The organism is Paenibacillus sp. MAEPY2 (assembly GCF_000499205.1).
Lineage (GTDB): Bacteria > Bacillota > Bacilli > Paenibacillales > Paenibacillaceae > Paenibacillus > Paenibacillus vandeheii.
This window is the reverse complement of sequence record NZ_AWUK01000030.1, coordinates 69,291-88,969: the sequence shown is the minus strand read 5'-3', so window position 1 is coordinate 88,969 and position 19,679 is coordinate 69,291. Positions and strand designations below refer to the sequence as shown.

The 19,679-nt window shown below is 48.4% G+C and carries 17 protein-coding genes; 10 read left to right on the top strand and 7 right to left on the bottom strand.

The window, feature by feature from the left end:
* Nucleotides 1-191: 191 nt before the first annotated feature.
* Nucleotides 192-1,802: a gamma-glutamyltransferase family protein gene (locus P364_RS0121820; protein ID WP_024632195.1), complete on the bottom strand. Its 1,611-nt coding sequence runs from the start codon at nt 1,800-1,802 to the stop codon at nt 192-194.
* Between the two features lie 200 nt (nt 1,803-2,002).
* The gene (locus P364_RS0121815; protein WP_024632194.1) at nt 2,003-2,902 is read right to left on the bottom strand and encodes a glucose 1-dehydrogenase; all 900 of its coding nucleotides are present in this window, start codon (nt 2,900-2,902) and stop codon (nt 2,003-2,005) included.
* Nucleotides 2,903-3,070: 168 nt separating this feature from the next.
* Between P364_RS0121815 and fosB the strand changes: the two genes are divergently transcribed.
* Nucleotides 3,071-3,493, top strand: a complete 423-nt coding sequence (gene fosB, locus P364_RS0121810; RefSeq protein ID WP_024632193.1) for a metallothiol transferase FosB — start codon at nt 3,071-3,073, stop codon at nt 3,491-3,493.
* A gap of 133 nt (nt 3,494-3,626) precedes the next feature.
* Nucleotides 3,627-5,438, top strand: coding sequence for a S9 family peptidase (locus tag P364_RS0121805; protein WP_024632192.1), 1,812 nt, complete (start codon nt 3,627-3,629; stop codon nt 5,436-5,438).
* Nucleotides 5,439-5,537: 99 nt separating this feature from the next.
* Here P364_RS0121805 and P364_RS0121800 read toward each other — a convergent pair whose 3' ends face one another.
* From P364_RS0121800 to P364_RS0121785, 4 genes are all read right to left on the bottom strand, one after another.
* Nucleotides 5,538-6,572, bottom strand: a complete 1,035-nt coding sequence (locus tag P364_RS0121800; RefSeq protein ID WP_024632191.1) for a phosphotransferase family protein — start codon at nt 6,570-6,572, stop codon at nt 5,538-5,540.
* 17 nt (nt 6,573-6,589) lie between these two features.
* Nucleotides 6,590-7,564 (bottom strand): SMI1/KNR4 family protein, encoded by a 975-nt coding sequence (locus P364_RS0121795; protein ID WP_024632190.1) that lies wholly within the window; start codon nt 7,562-7,564, stop codon nt 6,590-6,592.
* A 185-nt stretch (nt 7,565-7,749) separates the two neighbouring features.
* Nucleotides 7,750-8,781, bottom strand: coding sequence for a ribonucleotide-diphosphate reductase subunit beta (locus P364_RS0121790; RefSeq protein WP_024632189.1), 1,032 nt, complete (start codon nt 8,779-8,781; stop codon nt 7,750-7,752).
* Nucleotides 8,782-9,006: 225 nt separating this feature from the next.
* Nucleotides 9,007-11,325: a ribonucleoside-diphosphate reductase subunit alpha gene (locus tag P364_RS0121785; RefSeq protein WP_024632188.1), complete on the bottom strand. Its 2,319-nt coding sequence runs from the start codon at nt 11,323-11,325 to the stop codon at nt 9,007-9,009.
* Nucleotides 11,326-12,084: 759 nt separating this feature from the next.
* Between P364_RS0121785 and P364_RS0121780 the strand changes: the two genes are divergently transcribed.
* From P364_RS0121780 to P364_RS0121750, 7 genes are all read left to right on the top strand, one after another.
* Nucleotides 12,085-12,411 (top strand): MTH1187 family thiamine-binding protein, encoded by a 327-nt coding sequence (locus P364_RS0121780; RefSeq protein WP_024632187.1) that lies wholly within the window; start codon nt 12,085-12,087, stop codon nt 12,409-12,411.
* 205 nt (nt 12,412-12,616) lie between these two features.
* Nucleotides 12,617-12,721, top strand: coding sequence for a hypothetical protein (locus P364_RS38280; protein WP_017690880.1), 105 nt, complete (start codon nt 12,617-12,619; stop codon nt 12,719-12,721).
* 40 nt (nt 12,722-12,761) lie between these two features.
* Entirely contained in the window at nt 12,762-12,869 is a 108-nt protein-coding gene (locus tag P364_RS37970; RefSeq protein WP_197521564.1) for a sporulation protein YjcZ, read from the top strand.
* Nucleotides 12,870-13,036: 167 nt separating this feature from the next.
* Nucleotides 13,037-13,342 carry a hypothetical protein gene (locus tag P364_RS38780; RefSeq protein WP_029881193.1) on the top strand — a complete coding sequence of 102 codons (306 nt, stop codon included), beginning with the start codon at nt 13,037-13,039 and terminating at the stop codon, nt 13,340-13,342.
* A 575-nt stretch (nt 13,343-13,917) separates the two neighbouring features.
* A complete protein-coding gene (locus tag P364_RS0121760) occupies nt 13,918-14,514 on the top strand; it encodes an RNA polymerase sigma factor (protein ID WP_024632186.1) in 597 nt (198 codons plus the stop codon).
* Nucleotides 14,511-15,491, top strand: coding sequence for an anti-sigma factor (locus P364_RS0121755; protein ID WP_024632185.1), 981 nt, complete (start codon nt 14,511-14,513; stop codon nt 15,489-15,491). The genes P364_RS0121760 and P364_RS0121755 overlap by 4 nt, the downstream gene beginning before the upstream one ends.
* A 242-nt stretch (nt 15,492-15,733) precedes the next feature.
* Nucleotides 15,734-17,257, top strand: coding sequence for an HD domain-containing phosphohydrolase (locus P364_RS0121750; RefSeq protein ID WP_024632184.1), 1,524 nt, complete (start codon nt 15,734-15,736; stop codon nt 17,255-17,257).
* Here the strand turns inward: P364_RS0121750 and P364_RS0121745 are convergent.
* Complete coding sequence (locus tag P364_RS0121745) at nt 17,250-17,903, bottom strand: phosphatase PAP2 family protein (protein ID WP_024632183.1); 654 nt, start codon at nt 17,901-17,903, stop codon at nt 17,250-17,252. The two genes, P364_RS0121750 and P364_RS0121745, sit on opposite strands and share 8 nt — an antisense overlap.
* A 232-nt stretch (nt 17,904-18,135) precedes the next feature.
* Between P364_RS0121745 and P364_RS0121740 the strand changes: the two genes are divergently transcribed.
* The gene (locus tag P364_RS0121740; protein WP_024632182.1) at nt 18,136-19,551 is read left to right on the top strand and encodes a sensor histidine kinase; all 1,416 of its coding nucleotides are present in this window, start codon (nt 18,136-18,138) and stop codon (nt 19,549-19,551) included.
* Nucleotides 19,552-19,679 lie beyond the last annotated feature (128 nt).

The following is a 19,679-nucleotide window of genomic DNA, read 5'->3' as shown; positions in this document are numbered from 1 at the left end:
AAAGATAGACAAAAAAGGCAAAGAAGAGACCGATTTGATCTCTTCTCTGCCTGTGATCCAAAGATAATTTCATATGAACTACACTTTCGCATGAATCAATACATTCATATATATGAATGGTTTTCCCCGTTCACCCAGCATTTGCAATGCTCCAGGCTTTTCAGCTCTTAGTTAGCTGCACATACAACGGATTACCACGCTGCTACGGAGCCATCAGCCCGGCTTTCTGTGCCACCGCATAATACACCGCTGTCCGGATCTCGCCATATAATCTGACCGCGTCCGAACATCGACGGGTCGAGGGCGATCTGTATATCATGCCCCTTGCGGGCGAGTGCCTGTGCAATATGGTGAGGGAATCCGGGCTCAACCAGGATCGTTTTGCCTTTGGTCCACTGCCAGCGCGGAGAGTCGAGCGCAGCCTGCGGATTGAGGTGGAAGTCCACCGTATTCATGACGACCTGCACATGACCCTGGGGCTGCATGAAACCGCCCATGACCCCGAACGGACCGACCGCTTCATCGCCGCATGTGAGGAAGCCCGGAATGATCGTATGATACGTCCGTTTGCCCGGCTCCAGCGCGTTGGCGTGATCCGGATCAAGCGAGAAATTATGTCCCCGGTTTTGCAGGGCAATGCCTGTTCCCGGCACAACCAGCCCGGAGCCGAAGCCCATATAGTTGCTCTGAATGAAAGAAACCATATTGCCTTCACCGTCCGCTGTAGCCAGATAGACCGTTCCGCTTGCCCGCGGATCGCCTGCTTCAGGCGGAAGTGCCATATCGCCAATGAGCTTGCGCCGTTCGTCTGCATACGCTTCGGACAATAGTTCCTGTACGGTTACGCCCATCTTGCGTTCCTCGGTAATGTATTTCTCACCATCGGCAAATGCCAGCTTCATGGCTTCCAGTTGTCGATGGTACCCCAGTACGGATTCTTTCTCGTCAAAATCGAAGCCTTTCAACAGATTGAGCGCTGCCAGAGCAATCAGCCCCTGACCGTTCGGTGGGATCTCCCACACGTCATATCCGCGATAAGAGACCGAGATCGGATCAACCCATTCTGGCTGGAATGCGGCCAGATCTTCTTTCGTCAAGTAACCGCCGTGCTCTGCCATAAAAGAATGAATACGCTCCGCGAGTTCACCTTCGTAGAAGTCTCGCGCTCCGCTCTCGCCAATCCGGCGCAGTGTAGCCGCATGATCCGGCGAACGCCACATTTCGCCCACGGCCGGAACACGTCCGCCTGGGGCGAATGTCTCAAACCATGCTCGCCCGGCTTCCGCATCACCCTGGCGTGCATAGATATCGGCTGCCCGTGCCCAATGGCGGGCCAGCCCCGGCGCAAGCGGGTAACCTTCTTCCGCGTAGCGGACAGCCGGTTCCAGCGCTTCCGCCAGCGTGAGCCGCCCGAATCTGCGGCTCAGCTCGGCCCAACCCGCTGGTGCGCCAGGCACCGTCACCGGAATGACCCCCAGCTTCGGCATCTCCGTATGGCCTGCCGACTTGAGCGCCTCAATTGAAATACTCTGAGGCGCAGGCCCACTGGCATTCAGGCCATGCAGCTTGCCCTCGGTCCAGACGAGGGCAAAGGCATCGCCCCCAATGCCATTGGACGTTGGCTCCAGCACGGTTAGTGCAGCAGCAGTTGCGATAGCGGCATCGATAGCATTGCCGCCCTTTTTTAACACATCCAGACCGGCTTGTGCAGCCAAAGGCTGTGAAGTGGCGACCATGCCCTGTTTGGCGTAGACGGGCACACGGTATGACGGATACGGTTGGTAGAGTGGATCGTAGTTCATCAGGTTGTTCAGCTCCTTGTCGCAAGATGTCAGGTTCCGGCTTGCCGGATCAATTACTCCTAACCCTCTTCGTAGCGAAGCTGCTGTTCTCCTGCTGACCGTACGAAATCCAACCTGACATGGCCCATGGACAGAGATAATACAGTTTCATTCATATCAGTACCATTTTATCTTCCCAATATAAGGTGTTCTCCAGATGACTAGGTGGTTACCATATCCCCGCCATTGACATGAATGCACTCACCAGTGACATAGGAAGAGTCGCGGGAAGCGAGATAGACGTAGGCTGGAGCAAGTTCATAAGGTTGGCCTGCGCGGCCCATCGGTGTCTCAGTTCCAAATACCTGCACATCTTCAGCGGAGAAGCTGGAAGGAATAAGCGGTGTCCAGATCGGTCCGGGTGCGACGCAATTGACCCGAATACCCTGTGCAGCGAGCGATTTGGCGAGTACACGAGTCAGAGAGACTACAGCCCCTTTGCTGGAAGAGTAATCGATCAGCTGCACTTCACCTTTGTAGGCCGTAATGGAAGCCGTATTGATGATGGATGCTCCTTTGCACAGATGCGGGAGAGCCGCTTGAATCAGAAAAAAGTAGGAAAACACATTCGTCTGGAACGTATGGTACAGCTGCTCTTCCGTAATATCGACAATGCTCGGCTGTACATATTGCACGCCATGATTGTTGACCAGAACGTCGATCTTTCCAAACGTCTCCATGGTTGTACGGATGACCGCCTCGCAGTTTTTCTTCAAGCGGAGATCAATCTCGATCAACAGACACCGTTGCCCCAGCTCTTCAATGCGATCACGCGTCCTTTCGGCGTCGGTCCGTTCATATAGATAAGCGATGGTGATATCTGCACCTTCCTTGGCAAAAGCTATGGCTGCCGCTCTGCCGATTCCACTGTCACCACCGGTAATAATCGCCACCTTGCCTTCCAGCTTGCAGCTGCCAATATAGGCAGGATCTTCGCTGATGGGTTCAGGCACCATCAGGGTTTCCAGACCAGGCTGCTGATCCTGATGCTGGGGTGGGAAAGCCAGCTTTTGTTCCTTGCACACCGTTTTCTCACCGTAAAAAGGATAGACAGGATTCATTTGTTTTACATCCTCCTCGCACGTTCGTTCATACGCCTAAACTATGCATTCGCCCAGAAGAAGGTGCGACAGGAGGAAGAAGGACATTTGTTTTTAACGCAAAATATACCATAATAAGGATGTAGCTATTGCAGCAGGTCATTAAAATGTGGAGGTGTCAGAAGCCAAATGAATATTCAGGGAATTAATCATCTGTGCTTTTCCGTATCCAATCTGGATCGGTCCATTACCTTTTATGAGCAGGCTCTCGGTGCCCGTATTCAAGTGAAAGGCCGGAAGCTGGCGTATTTCGAACTTGCCGGTCTGTGGATCGCTTTAAATCAGGAAGACGACGTCATTCGCAACTATACGGAACGAACGTATACACATATTGCATTTACCGTAAAAGAAGAGGAATTCGATGAGTCCGTGCAGCAGCTGCGAGCAGCCGGGGCTGACATTCTTCCCGGAAGACCACGTGATCCCAAGGATGCATTGTCTGTTTATTTTACCGATCCGGATGGTCATCTGTTCGAGCTGCATACCGGAAATATGAAGCAAAGGCTGGATTATTATCGGGAGGACAAACCTCATATGACCTTTTATTCGTAATCGAAGAAAGATCTAAATTGGAAAAAAATATGCCATATCTATTGTGCAAACAATGGATGTACATATAATATGGACAAATATACCCTTAATTTACCACTGTTTGATACTTCATTCATACTTAAGGAGGTTTGTCATGATTCAGTTTCCCAAACCGGATGTAGAACAGTATTTCCAGACGTATCGGATTTCCCATTTTGCCGTATCGGCCGACGAGAAGCGTTTGTTTTTTGATAGCAATCTGAATGGTCAGCCCAATATCTGGGCTATGGATCTGCCGGGTGGCTACCCGTATCCTTTGACGTATTTGAATCAGAGCAGCCAGTTTATCAAACCAGACCCGGAAGGACGTCATATTCTCACCGCGTTTGATCGGGATGGTGATGAGAATTATCATCTGTATGCACTTCAACCGGAAGGTGGAGTTCCATTACCTGTTGTTCCGGCAGAGCCCAATGATCGTTGTTATTTCTCCCATCTGTCCGAGGATGGACAGCGTCTGTATTATATGACAAGCAGGGATAACCCGAACTATCTCAATTCACGCCGGATTAACCTGGAAACAGGAGAAGATGAGCTTCTGCATCAGGGGAAAGAGGTTACAAGCAATCTGGTTGCTGTGAGTTCGGATGAACAAGCCTACGTAATCCTGAATGTATACTCCAATACCTACCAGACAGCATACGTGTATCGGAACGGTGAGTCAGAATCCATTATTCCGGTCTCCGAGCGGCAGAGTCAGGTCCCATATGTCCTGTTTGCAGACAATAATCGGCTTCTGATGATTACGAATGATAACGAACCGTACTCCTATGTGGCTGAATACAGACTGGACACTCATGAATTTCGTCCTTTGTGCAAAATGGAAGGCGAGGACGTGGAGATCATCCGCTGGCACAAGGATTCAGAGACGTTATACTTCTGGACGTTTACAGGTCCTGAGAATCGGATGTACGCGCTGGACAAAGGTTCCGAGCAGCCTCGGCGTGTGGACATGCCACTGGATACCGTAGAACATGTAACGGTTACCAAGGCCGGCAATGTGTATATTTCGGGGCGTGGAGCCGTCCAGCCGCATAATATCTATCGATTAATGGCAGGCAGTGAGTCATGGGAGCCGTTGACTGCCAATCGGGTAACAGGGCTTGATCCGAGTGATCTCGTCTACCCGGATGTTATTCGATATAACTCCTACGATGGACTGGAGATCGAAGCACTCTTCTTCAAGGCGAAGCCGGAGCAGGCTAATGGTTACACGGTATTTTGGCCGCATGGCGGGCCGCAGGCATCGGAAGCGAAATTCTTCCGCCCGATGTTCCAATTGATGCTAGCACAGGGCTATCATATTTTTGCACCCAATTTCCGGGGAAGCACGGGATATGGCGCCGAATTTGTCAAAATGGTTGAGAGAGATTGGGGCGAGGGCCCAAGGCTGGACTGCGTTGCCGGTATAAACTGGCTGTTTGACGAGAGTATCTCGTCACCGGATCGTCTGTTCGTGGTGGGAGGCAGTTATGGCGGGTATATGACCTTGCTTCTGGCAGGACGTCACCCGGAATTATTCCGGGCTGCGGTCGATATTTTTGGACCAAGCAACCTGTTTACCTTCCTGGAATCCGTGCCCGAAGACTGGAAGCCAATGATGGACAACTGGTTGGGTGATCCGATCCGTGACCGCGAACGTTTAACGAAGGATTCGCCGATTACGTATCTGGACCAAATGGTGAACCCGATGCTGGTCATTCAGGGGGCAAATGATCCAAGGGTTGTCAAGGCGGAATCGGATCAGATCGTGGCTGCGTTGCAGGGAAAAGGGGTGGACGTGGAATACATCGTTCTGGATGATGAAGGCCATGGCTTCTCCAGAAAAACGAATGAGATTCTCGTTTATCGGCGGATGCTGGAGTTTTTGCAGAAACATCAGGAAGCACCGGTCGCACAACCGTAATGCATATGGGCGTATTACCTATTTAAATATAGATTCATAGTTTAAGAAGAACCGCCAGAAGGAGAGATATCTTCATCTTTCTGGCGGTTTTTTGGTGTACTAATCCAGCAAAGCAATAACCGCATCCATGTACTGCTCCGCCCAATGTGCAAAAGGTATATCCGCTGCCCAGGTCACTCGGCCTGTTGCTTTGCATTCACCCCACAACAAAATGCGCTGATAGAGCAGATGCACCCTAAGCCGTGTAGCGAAGCGTTGGTATCGCTCTGAATCCGCTGTGCAGACAAGTTCCCGGTACCCTTGAAGGAATCGTTTGGCAAGCTCGGGTTGGCCTTCACGGATATACATGGCTGTCATTTTGGTTAGGTCAGCTGTGCCGTCTCCAAAATAGGAGGTCGTAAAATCGAACAGACCACTAATCTGCCATTCTGATCCAAGATCATCTCGTTTGTGAATCAGGAAGTTCTCCACTTTAAAATCTCCCATCACAAATCCGGGAACGGGCATCGATTGGAATGCAGATTCAGCATTGTTTAATTGCTCGTCCACCCACTGTATATCTTCATCGGTAATCACAGAGTATTTTGCAGCATCCTGCAGCCAGTGGTGGATAGTTCCATACAACCAGTCCAGATATTTGCCCGCAAAGGGAACGATTTGCTTCGCTACAGGATCATACTCTCCGGCGTCAGGGACCTTCCAACGGTGCAATTCTGCTAAGGAATGGGCAAGCATCGTAGCGATATTCGTCTGATCCTCCTGTGACAGGGAGGCCTGTAATAGCGGGTCATGCAGGTGTATTCCGGGTAATCGGGGCATGATGGCATAACTCCAGCCCAGCATGTCGGTATCTTCATGCAGCAAATATGGATTAGGTACAGGAATATTGGTGTGCTTGATGAGCTGTTCTACGAAAAATTGCTCTTCCTGGAGTTGTCCTGCATATAATGGGTTACCTTTCAGAATATATTCTCCCTCTGAAGAGCGAATAAGAAGTGTCTGGCCCATCACCCCTTCATCGGTTCGCTTATAATCTATAAGCGTTCCCAGATTGAAATCAAGAAGCGCCTTTTGCAACGATGCTTCCTCAATCTCACCAAGTTTATTGGAGCCAAAATAGATACGGGTTGTCATAAGCCCCTCCTGCAATTTCAGTCTTCGTCCTCTTCACCTGACAGATCAAATGTATCTGCATCAACCAGTCCGCGAATAAAAGTTTCAAAATTAGGCGCCAGATATGTAATCTCATAATCATCTTCCTGATCCACATGAACCACAGCAGGTTCGCCTTCCGGGCCACAGAATCGATAATCCAGCATCACCACATCGTGTCCGGCAGAAGGGCAATCACAGATGACGATACCGAGATCAGGGTATCCCCAATCTTCAATCATGAATCGACTTCCAAATTCTCCGGCCAGTGTATTGGATTTATCCCGCCCAATGCCCATAATCCCCGTAACGGCGATATGGTCCTCAGCCCATGAAGTGGCTTCATTGGTTGGGAAAACGGTGTGTGCAGGGATTCCGCCGTTCTGTTTGTTCATTAAATGGATGTAGGAGGCAGGTAATTGGTAGCCTAGCTCCTGTTCAATGGTTTGGATCAACTCTTCGTCAAAAGGTGGAGATACATAACTTTCTAATGCATATTCACTCTGTTCCCAGAAGGAGGCCGGATCGTAGGACCCGGAAGCAGCTCTAAGGTGGTTTAGCCTGCCGCTCTGCTCCAATTCCAACAATATCTCTTGGTGGCGCAGTCGGTCCTGCTGCATTTTTTCAGCTTTGGGCCGTGTCCATTCGAGAAATTCGTTGGTTGATTCGTCATGGGGCAAGAGCTCGTTAGCCATCTCAAACGCATGGAGCGCCTGTTCATACTTGGCGATATGATAATAAGCGTAACCCAAACGGTACTGCCAGAGAGGGTCGCTTGTTCCTTGCTCATTCACGGCTAGTAACTGTTGGGCAGCCTCACGGTATCGTCCTTCATTGTTATACGCTCTGGCTAGTTGACCAATGAGCTCATAATCCCGGTCCACTTCAGGAATATCCTGAATACGTTCAATAATAAGACCGAACTCGTCCTGTTCATGCCACTTGTTTAGTTGTTCCAGCAGTTCGTTTGCCATCACTATGCCTCATTTCGACAGGAGAATGTGAACCTTTTTCCATTATATCTTACAAGCTAGCGGGATGGATGGTTTTAATATCCAGGCGTATAGAAAAAACACTCCCACAAGCAGAAAGCCATTAAGCATTCCAAGAAGGGGAGTGTTGAGTATTTATTTTAGGTTGTGTTCACTGATCCATCAGTTTACAGATCGTCAAATCCGTTATCGTCGCCGACTTTGCCGTAGTTACGGGACTTGGCTTCGAAGAAGTCTGTTTTCGTAGCATTAAGCGCTTCATCGGAGAAAGGTTTGATCCAAGGCATGCAGTTCACATCCACACCTTCGTACGCTTTTTCCATACCCATCAGGCGCAAACGTTTGTTAGCAATGTACTTGATGTAGTCTTCCAACTCGTTCAAGTCAATGCCGCGTACGTTGCTGAGGGTGTAGTGTGCCCAGTTGGTTTCGAGTTCAACGGCACGGTTGATCGTTTTGTATACATAGTCCATGTTCTCTGGAGTGTTCAGTTCAGGGAAATCGACCAGCAGCTGTTTGTACACTTCAGCGAAGAAGTAGCAGTGTTGGTTCTCATCGCGCTGAATATAAGAGATCATTTGGCTGGTTGCCATCATTTTCTGGTCACGGGCCAGGTTGTAGAAGAAGGCAAACGTACTATAGAAGAAGATCCCTTCAAGTACCAAATCAGCTACCATAGCCTGGAAGAACGTCTGTGGAGACGGATTATCCCGGAAGGTTTGGTAGATGTCGGCGATAAACCGGTTACGGTCAAGCAGCACCGGATCATGTTTCCAGTATTCAAAAATTTCCTTTTGCTCCCGATCAGATACGATGGAGGACAGGACGTAGGAATAGGATTGGTTGTGTACAACTTCCTGTTGTCCGATAATTGCCGAGATCGCTTCGAGCGATGAATCGGTGAAATAGCGTTTCACGTCACCTACAAACATCGTTTGCATAGAGTCCAGTACAGCGAGCAGGGAGATATTTACTTTAAATGTACGCTGTTCTTCCGGGTCCAATTGGGCAAATTGGGAAGCATCCTTGGACATCGGAATTTCATCCGCGATCCAGTGGTTGAGCAGCAGTACTTTGTACAGCTTGTACATATGAGGCATACGAATATCGTTCCAGTTCAGAATGCCTGAGCATTCCCCTTCAATGATACGGGTAGACTGGTTAGGCGCTTCGGTATTGAAAATTTTCTGCAATTGCATAATCCGTTCACTCCTTGAATGAATTTACACTGTAATAATATTTCAACTTAAATATTAGGGGCTGTAATCTGGCATCTATATCAACATCTCATGATGTTGTGATCGTGTTTTGGGCAAAAAAGTACCAGGGCAACGCCATTTTGCATTCAAAACAGGATGCCCTGGTAGTCATCGTAAATCTAGTCAATCTTCTCTATCACGGATAAAACGTAACTTGCGCAAAAATCAAGATTCTTCAATCGTTAATGCACGGCTACGAACATAATAAGTTGATTTCATGCCGGCTCTCCAGGCGTGCAGATGCAATTCCAGGAATTCTGTTGCTTTAATATCTGGTCGAACGTAGAAGTTGAAACTTTGTCCCTGATCGACGTGGCGCTGACGGGCAGCCGCCATATTAATGGAAGCATGTTGATCCACCTGGAACGCCGTTTGGTAATAAGGGCTTGTTTTTTCGGACAGATCCGGAGCCGGATTGGCAATTTTGTATGTTGTTTTCTCTTCATAAGATAACAGCTCATAGAGCGGATCAATACTAGCCGTTGAACCGGCAATAATGGACGTGGAACCGTTAGGTGCAATGGCGAACAACCAGGCATTACGTACACCGTTTTGTCGTACTTCGGCTTGAAGTTCTTTCCACTGTTCGGTTGTCACGAACTCACCTACGCGCTCACCTGATGTGTACTCGCGTTGGTCGAAGTAATGACCACTTTCCCAATCGGAACCTTTGAATTTCGGATAATGTCCTTTTTCTTTGGACAGCTCCATACTGGATTTCACGAGCAGGTAGTTAATTTTTTCATACAGATTATCGTTATACGTTACAGCTTCTTCAGACTCCCAATGAATGCCTTCGAGAGCAAGCAGGTGGTGAAGTCCAAACGTTCCCAGACCGACTGCGCGATATTGGCTGTTGGTATATTGGGCTTGCAACACTTCAATGTTGTTAATGTCGATAACGTTGTCCAGCATGCGCACCTGAATTGGAACGAGACGCTCCAATACATTATGAGGTATAGCACGTGCCAGATGGATGGAGTTCAGGTTGCAGACAACAAAGTCGCCAGGTACTTTGGAAATCACGATGCGAGTTTGTCCATCCTTGGTTACGAGTTCTTCCTTTTCAATCACAGTGGCAGACTGGTTCTGCATAATTTCGGTACACAGGTTGGAGGAGTATACCATACCGTGTGCACGGTTAGGATTCGAGCGGTTAACCGTATCCCGGTAGAACATGTATGGCGTACCTGTTTCCAGTTGGGATTTAAGTACACGCTTCATGATATCGATCGCCTGTACTGTAATCCGGGACAGCAGTGGGTGATTCACTGCTTCTTCGTATTTATCACGGAACGCACCTTCGCCAAAGGACTCATCATAGAAATCTTCCAGTCCGAGTGCACGACCATTCTCGTCCTTCCACCCCATCACTTTCTTCGTTTCGTGGGGACAGAACAGGCTCCATTCGCCGCGAGTGGATACCCGCTCCATGAACAAGTCAGGCAGACAGATGCCGTGGAATACGTCATGCGCACGCATACGCTCGTCGCCGTTGTTCAGCTTCAGATCGAGGAAGGCCAGAATGTCTTTGTGGAAAACGTCCAGGTAGACGGCAATGGCACCTTTGCGCGTACCGAGCTGGTCTACGCTGACCGCTGTATTGTTTAGTTGGCGAATCCAAGGGATTACACCGGAACTTGTATTTTGGTGACCACGGATATCCGAACCACGAGCTCTGACTTTGCCGAGGTAAACGCCGATGCCGCCACCCATTTTGCTCAGACGTGCTACATCTGTATTGGAATCGAAGATGCCTTCGAGTGAGTCATCCACAGTATCAATGAAGCAGCTGGAGAGCTGTCCGGCTACTTTTTTACCTGCATTGGACATCGTAGGAGTAGCTGCAGTCATGTACATATTGCTCATTGCCCAGTATGCTTCCTTGACGAGATCCATACGTCTCTCGGCAGGCTCTTGGTGCATTAGGAACATGGCGATAACCATATAACGCTCTTGCGGCAATTCCATTACTTTTCCATCAAAATCGTGAGCAAGGTAACGCTCTGCCAGTGTGAGCAAGCCGATGTAGTCGAACAACAGGTCGTTTCGGTAGTCGATGCATTCAGCAAGCTCGTCGATCTGCTCTTTGGTGTAACATTCCAGCAGTTCTTCGCGGTAGATACCTTTCTTCACAAGATCCACAAGAAGCGGGTGGAAAGCGCCGTAAGGCTCTTCCGGGTAAGATTTGTATCTGCGGTTGGTGGCCGCTTTCTTGTAAAGGGAAGTCAGCAGGGAGCGTGCAGCTGCAAATTTCCAGTTAGGCTCTTCCTTCGTTACCAGTTCCAGTGCGCTCATCATAAAAGCGTTGCTGATCTCGTCTCCGGTAACTTCGTCACGACGGAGCTTGCTGTTTACCCCGCGTACCAGACGTTCCTTGTCCAGCATGTCCAGTCCTTCCAGAATACGATCTGCATATACCGAGATGCGCATATCATCAAAGGCAAGCTGGCGGTTATTCGGCTTGGTCACAACTTGTGGCATGAATATTCCTCGCTTTCGCATGTTTAAGAGATAAATTGGAGAAATTCTTTATATAAAGAATTGAGTGTCTTCTTACGGTGAGATAAAGATATAAGCTGCATATTGCGGACGGAGCGGCGGTAATAGGACGTCATGCCATCTTGCGACATCGGAGCAGCACGCAGAACATGGTCACATAAAAAGCATTCCCCCTGCCTATTGGCTGAAAATGCCCTTAGATGCTCTGAGTTCCTTACTGCCTTTAATGATCTGAAAAAGACAGAAAAGGGTGCTTATGTAATCTTTTGTCTATCGAAGAGACGCCTTTAATTTGAGGATACCGGTGCAGTCCAAATAGCCCCGTTAACCTCCGAGTCAAGTCTGTTTCGAGAAAGCGATTTACACCTACAGGGACGTGCCTTTGGAGGTGATTTCATCCTGTTTTTCGCGAGATTTCAGAAGATGACTAATAGAAGTGGGGTAATTCAATTACACTACATTTTGTTGCTGTTATCATACTGTAACCCAACATATAGTGTTTGTAAACAGGGTTAACACAGTGAAACGTAATTCCGAGTATACCATTTAAGCCGAGATTCCGCAAAGGAAAAGGACTGGAAGATTTGAAGATTTATCAAAAAAAATTTTTGGTCAAATCGGATGACGTTATCACGTCAGTTTGAATTGTGGCTCCTTCAACTGGTAGAATAAAAACAGGCAGAAATCGACTAAAAATGAGTGGCACCGGTAACTTACGGAGTCCAGAGGAGGCGGAGCAAAATGGCAATAGCAGAGGTGACCGTAATTCCAATTGGCACCGGGACGACCAGCTTGAGCAGTTATGTGGCGGACATGCAGAAAGTATTGGAAAATCAGCGGGGCATTACATATCAGTTGACCTCCATGAGTACAATTATCGAAGGTCCGCTCAATGAGGTCTTTACAGCGATTGCGGCTTTGCACGAAGCTCCATTCCTATCGGGAGCTCAGCGAGTCTCCACCTCCGTCAAGATTGACGATCGTCGGGACAAACCGGATGCCTCCAGTGTGCAGAAGCTGCAATCTGTTCAAGAAAAACTGGCCTCCCGTCAGGCACGGCCGAACTGAGGAAAGTCAGCGGCGTAAGGGAATCATTTTATACAATGTACTGCAAGTCTCTTCTGGGGCTTGCAGTTTTTGCATTCCATTAATTCAGAGAAAAAGACAACATACTTCCTTTTGGGGTATACCTGCCCAATTTTAACCAAAGCCCGATCTACTGCATGATTTTTGCATATAGTGAACTGTACCTCAAATAAAAGGAGGGTTTTCAATGAGTGGAGTTGTAGGTGGATACGGCGGCGCTTGGACATCGACTGGTGCCATTTTGGTTCTCTTCATTTTGTTGGTTATCATTTCTAAAGCATTCCTGATCTAATTCTATTAACACCTAAACCATTGGTAAAGGAGGAATCTCCATGAGCGAAGTACTTGGAGGCGCAGGATACGGCGGTTGGACATCAACTGGTGCAATCTTGGTTCTGTTCATTCTTCTCGTTATCATCACTAAATCTTTCTGGGTATAATATGTTTGAACTCCGCCAGGTAACTGGCGGGGTTTTTTTTAACTTGAGGACAAGCCTACATGAATAGTAGTAACGCCCATTTTGTCAAAGTAGGGCCATAGCCCGGTCCAGAGGTAGGGCGAATACATAGCTTAGGGGTGTAGGCAAATGTTAAGGAGGAATGAACAATGAGCGAAGTAAAACCGAATTCACCGAACGGACAGGGACACGTATACGGGTACATGGGAGGCTATGAGCACATGCAAGGTTACATGGGGCATGAAATGCATGGATACGGGTATGGTTACGGAACAATGCCAATGGGGTATGGCTACGGATACGCTCATAATGCTAATCATGCTCCGATGCTGCATGGGTGTCATCAGGGTTGTGGAACCTCTTATGGGCATACCGGGGGAAGCTGGGGATCCATGGGTACCATTCTCGTACTGTTCATCCTGCTGGTCATTATCTCCAAAACGATGTTTATCTAAATCGTGCAACAGCAACATAATCAGGGAGTTGATCCATACAACTCCGAGGAAAGGCGCCGAGATTGTATCGGCGCCTTTTGCCTGTTCAGGCCATTTTTATCAAAAATGGACATGGAAAAACACCCGGAACCCAATTCCGGGTGCTTTGTGTATGTTTTCAATCTTCTCAAGAATAAGTGACATCCAAAACAACAAAAGCCCTACCTCTCTTTTGTCCTTGCGGCTCCGATGACCGCGCCAGTGTGAATGGGAACATCTTGTGAAACTCTGTAATACCGGGTTATTGTGATTCAGGTTCTTCAATCTTCATAGGTTAATGTGCATGTTCGCTGCGGTCGCAGCATGAAGAAAATATTCCGGGGTTTAAAGAAGACAGAAAATCATATGAGGTTGTTTAATTACCAACTCTAATAGTATACTACAGGCTGTAATTTTTTGCAATAAAAAGGAAGGTTGAAGCTTTTTTTGAAAACAATTGCGAAAACATTTCAGATTTTTTCTTCAATAAGGTAATCCTCTTCAAATGATTCTGCGTAGGTTATAATAAGAGGGATGACACGGAAAGGGGCCCTCGCATGACTGAATCTATAGAGGACAGCAGGTTAATGCGGCAGATTGCGGAACGAGATCCTTCCGCACTGGAGCTTTTATATGACCGCTATGAGCGGGCGGTGTATTCTTTTGCTTATCGGATCGTTGGTGATCCAATGACCGCAGAAGAGACCGTTCAGGAATTATTCCTGCGTGTCTGGAACAATGCTGAACGATATGAGGCCTCACAGGGGAAGCTGACCACGTGGATGTTTGCCATTACGCGTAACATTGCAGTGGACATGCTGAGGCGAAAATCCAAAAGCGCAGCTACGACCTCAGTGGAGAACGAAACGCTGGCGGCATTTGCCGATGAACATACAAATACAGAAGAAGAAATAGAGCGTAAATGGGAAGGTGTCCGAATTAAGGAGGCCTTGTCCCAGTTGAATGGTGACCAGCAACAGGTCATTGAATTGATCTATTATGCGGGCTTAACACAACAGGAAGTGTCCAGCAGATTCGGGATTCCGCTGGGTACAGTAAAGAGCCGTGTCAGGCTTGCGATGCGACAGCTTCAGAAGCTGCTCGCCGATGCTGAAATGCATTCGGACGCGGGAAGGGAGGGCATACATCCATGATAGAACGACATGAGGAATGGTCTGATCTGGCACCGGTGTATGTGCTGGGAGGACTCGAAGCGGAGGAAGTGGCAGCATTTGAAGCGCATTTGGCCCAATGCGAGTCTTGTCGCCAGGAGGTGAGGGAATTGCAGGAAGTAACTGGCTTCCTGCCACTCGCGGCGGAACCTGTTGACCCGCCGCCTGGCATGCGTGCACGTGTGCTGGGCAACGTGCTCGGACACGCGCAGGTGAGCGCCGGAACGAAGCCGGCGGCTGCTCCTGAGGAGCCTGAAGCACCCGTGGTGCTTCAGGCGGATCTTGCGCCGCAGCAAGAAGCGGCGCAGCCCGGGCAGGGCTTGCCGCCGGAGACGGCGGTGCCTGCAGCCCGGGCAGAAGAGGCTGCACAGGCACAGCCGTGGCAGCCTCAAGGGCGCGCGCGGGCGCGCAGCAGCCGCGCCTGGCGCATAGCGAGCGCAGCCCTCGCGGCAGCGGCGCTCGTGCTCGGCATCTACGCCGGGCAGCTGCAAGGCCAGATCGATTCGCTGAGGCAGCAAGCTGCGGGCTCATCGGCTGTGCAAGAGCAGCTTGCTCAGGCACAGGCACAGAATGCGCAGCTGCAAGAGCAGCTTGCTTCATCTCTGCAGCCTGCGCAAGGAATGCAGACAGGCGAAGCCGTCAAGCTTAGCCCGGCGACACAGGATATTGTGGCCCAAGGCCTGGCTACCATCGTCATTGACAGCAAAGGCACCCACCTGGTCGTCCAGGCGGAGAACTTGCCTAATCTGGAAGGGAACGAGGCGTTTCAGGTTTGGCTGATCAAGGGTGATACTCCTCAGAATGCAGGGACTTTCCTGAGCCATAAAGGAACGGGAGCAGTATATTATACTCTAGACTCAGCCAACGACTACGACACGGTCGCGATTACGCTTGAACCGGATGCGATGGGTGATGAGCCGCGTGGTACAATGATTCTGGCTGCCAAGATTAAAGGATAAAAAATGTTTTGCTATTTCAGGCTGTTCCCTACGGGGAGCAGTCTTTTTTATGTGGTTGCATGAGTATATATAAATTACCTAAACGTTTTATAGTTCATTCAATACGGAGGTTTTCCATTCGCGAAATGAATTAATTTTTTCAGTCCGAGTAACCGATAACAAATAGGAGACTGTACCCTTAAATCTCCCTCTGTCATTATCAATGGGGAGAACTGGTTACACCTAGAGAGTGAGGGGTTGGGGTGGAAGTATACCGTTCATTTATCTTTCGTCTGATGCGAAATTATCTTTTCGGTTCATTGGCGGCTGTTTTTGTGGTAGGTACAGTGGTTATGGTGTCTACCTTACAAATACCGAACGTTCAATTTGTACGCCTCATTATCATTGTGGTGATTTCACTGTTGTTCATGCTTGTTGCTGAACTGATTACATTATGGGCACAACTTGGCCCCATTCGGCAATTCTTTGCCGCCGAGCATCATGAAAAGGCTGAATTGACAAAAATGTATGAGACCATTCACCGTTTTCCGGGACAAACGATCTATCGTATTTTGGGTCCGCATATGCTTGGATTTTCACTCCCAGCAGCCGGATTGACGTTATGGATGATCTCCACAGGGTGGTTGGATTTTCCGTACGGATATGTCGCAGTTGCAGCTGCGTGTGCCTTATTAATCGCTGTGATGCATGCCCTGATTGAATATTTTCTGACCGTTCGGACGGTGAGACCGCTATTGCTGGAAGTTCGCCGCCGAGGCAAAGAGCAGCATGGCATGGAGCCATCTCTCGGAGGACGAGTTCTGGTGTCCATTCAGCGTAAATTTCAGCTGAGTACAGCGTTGATCGGTTTATTCCCATTATTTCTGTTCTTCCTGGCTACATCAATCCGTCTTCAGTATATGGATAGCGAGTTTGCGAAAGAGTATATTCTGTGGGCAGTTCTTATCGTTGTGCTGGGCGGGGGCTTTGCCCTTGTGGGTAGCTGGCTGCTGATACGGGATGTTCGCGGTCCGGTTGCGGAGCTAACGGAGGAGATGAATCGGATTCAGGAGGGAGACCTCGGCAGAAGAACCCCCGATCTGTACGCGGATGAATTTTCAACGCTCATCTCCGGATTCAATATGATGATTAATCGGCTTGAGATGAGACAGGAACGCAATCGGCAGTTGCTGCAAAGTTATTTTTCCACCTTGGCCGCTGCGTTGGACGCAAGGGATAAATATACCGCCGGTCATTCCATGCGGGTGGCAGAGTATTCCATTATGATCGGCAAGCTGAGCGGCATGAATGAAGAACAAGCAGATCTGTTATACAAATCAGCGCTGCTGCATGATATTGGGAAAATCGGCATACCCGATGAAGTGTTATTGAAAGATGGGAAACTCACCGATGAGGAATTCGCCATCATTCGCACACATCCCGTTCTTGGAGAGAGTATCTTGTTACAGATTGAACCGATTGATGCCATGGCAGACTTCCTGCCGGGTGTAAGGTCCCATCATGAAAGATATGATGGCAAAGGGTATCCTGATGGAATAGCAGGTCAAAAGATTCCGCTGTTTGGCCGTATCATTGCCGTGGCTGATGCTTTTGATGCGATGACGTCTGATCGTCCATACCGGAATGGGATGAGCCATGAGAAAGCGCTATCTATTTTGGAAGAAGGAAAAGGGACCCAGTGGGATCCCTATTTTGCAACTTTGTTTATTGATGAGTGGAGGCGGCAGCAGCATCTCCAGAAATCGTCGGAGCGAGGGGTCAGCTGATCCCCTCGGTCCACTTCGATTCTTTTCTGCGGCGACGGTGCAGTGAAAGCCCGGTGATAATTGTGAAAATGCATTCACCCAGAATGACCGCACCGAGGGCGTCATAGATTACATGTTGTTTGATCATTAAGGTAGATAGTATAATCAGAGCTGCCCCGGCAGCAACAAACACCTTAACGTGTTTGCGGATGCTCTGAACGGAAAGAACAGCACGCATAACCAGATAAGAATGAAGGGCATGAATACTTGGAAAACAATTATATGGACGATCCTGACCGTAGAGCCATCCAAGAACAGATGCACCGAGACCTGTACCTGTTAACTCCGGACGGGGCACCATGGTCTGGAAATTAAAATAGATCAGGTAACAGATCCAGACACAGATGTTCATGGATAGCAGGACACGATAATAAGTGAGCCGATCCTTGGCGCATAAATAAGCCAACACCCCGAAGACAAATGGATACCAGCCCAGATAAGGAATGGACATTGAAGGGACATAAGGGATAATCCGGTCCAGTGGGGAATCAAGCAAAGAGAAACCGCGTTCCGGACTATTCAGAATATCATACAACATTCCCAAGACAGCCAAGGAAAGCATCAAGCTTAACGACAGCCAGTAGGATTTAGTTTTTAACACGTGCACAACACCGTTTCTCCTTTCATCCATGTTCGCAAGGAACTGGATCACAGCAAATAAAATCGAACAACAATATATTTTACTACGTTCAGCGCACAAATTGAATCCTGATTTGTGTATTTTTGTGCATTTTTTTGACGACGAAGGAATGTCGAAGGTTGAACGGGCATGATATGATAGATGTATATACGGACTACAGGTTTTCTGTCAATGAATACACGACAACAGGAGTGAGTGAATGCAATTTTCAAAAATGTTCGTATTAAATATGGGGATGCTAATTACCATTGCTTACCTTGCCAGTGTGTTCTATAAATACATCGTAATACGTGCTTCATCACGGGTGAAACAGATCAGTTCGTTGTTTGTGCTTATTTTTGCAGGCTGGATCAGCACTGTATTTGGATTTCAGCTTAACGATGAAGTGGTCTTCGACCTTCGTTTCGTTCCTTTAATTGTTGCCGTTTTGACGTATAGACAACCCTATAGCGTTATTATCGTAGGGGTTGGGATTGGGCTGACCCGGTTAACCTTTGGTATCAACGATGCTACGGTGGCTGCACTTATTAATATGTCGATTCTGGGCGTGGTGTGTGCAGGGCTGAATATATGGATGAGACGCAGTGACTACAGGCTGATTGTAAAAGGTATCATCGTCATATTGATTGTAAATGTGGTCAATAGTGTGAACATTGCTATCGTCGGCGTTATCCCGGCTGCATATTTTTTCTCTCATATTATGCCGTATACCCTTCCTGTGGGTATTTTGCTTAGTCTTATTTTTGCTTTTATTTTGCGCGATTTCCAGAATGAGCAGAACCGGATTTTGCTTATTCAGAGCACGAACCGATTATTGTCTGTACAAAAAGAAGAACTGCAAAAGGCCCATATTGTGCTGGAAGACCGTGCCAAGCAGTTGATGATTGCTTCGCAGTACAAATCGGAATTTTTGGCAAATATGTCGCATGAACTGCGAACACCGCTGAACAGTGTCATTAACTTCGCCCAGATGATCAGCGAGAACGCTGATACGATGGAACAAGAGGATATCACACGTTTTGCTGCAATGATTGAAGATTCTGGTCAGGAATTGCTTGCGTTAATCAATGACATTCTCGATCTGTCCAAAGTTGAAGCGGGCAGACTGGATATCGTTTTGGAGGATATTAGTGTTGCACAACTCACGGAAGATGTCATGAATCACTTCCAGCTGGTTGCCGAAAAAAAGGGAGTAGAGCTCCGACTGGACAAGAAGTCAGGGCTGCCAGAAACCCTCTGGTCGGATCCCCAGCGGGTCCAGCAAATTTTGCGTAATCTGTTGTCCAATGCCATCAAGTTTACACATCAGGGGCAGGTCACACTCACCGTGAGCACCAAGCAAATCAAGAAGTCAGGCATTCTGAGTCAATGGATTGTTTTCTCGGTGCAAGATACAGGAATTGGCATTGCTAAAGATAAACATCAATCCATTTTTGAGGCATTCCAACAGGCTGACGGGTCCATTAGCCGCAAATTTGGGGGAACAGGACTCGGCCTTTCCATCAGTCGGGATTTGGCGAGATTACTGGACGGGTCGATCGAACTTGAAAGCGCTGAGGGCAAGGGAAGTACCTTCTACCTCTATCTCCCGTTGAACCGTGAAAAAATGAGTTGACAACATTCACGCTGTGAGTAGAATTTGGGGTGACAACTAGCATCGACCGGTACTTGAAACCCGGTCTAAGGAGTGTATCCCCATACAGAAGACGGTCAACGTTAACCCTCCTCCGTTTACAGGCAAAC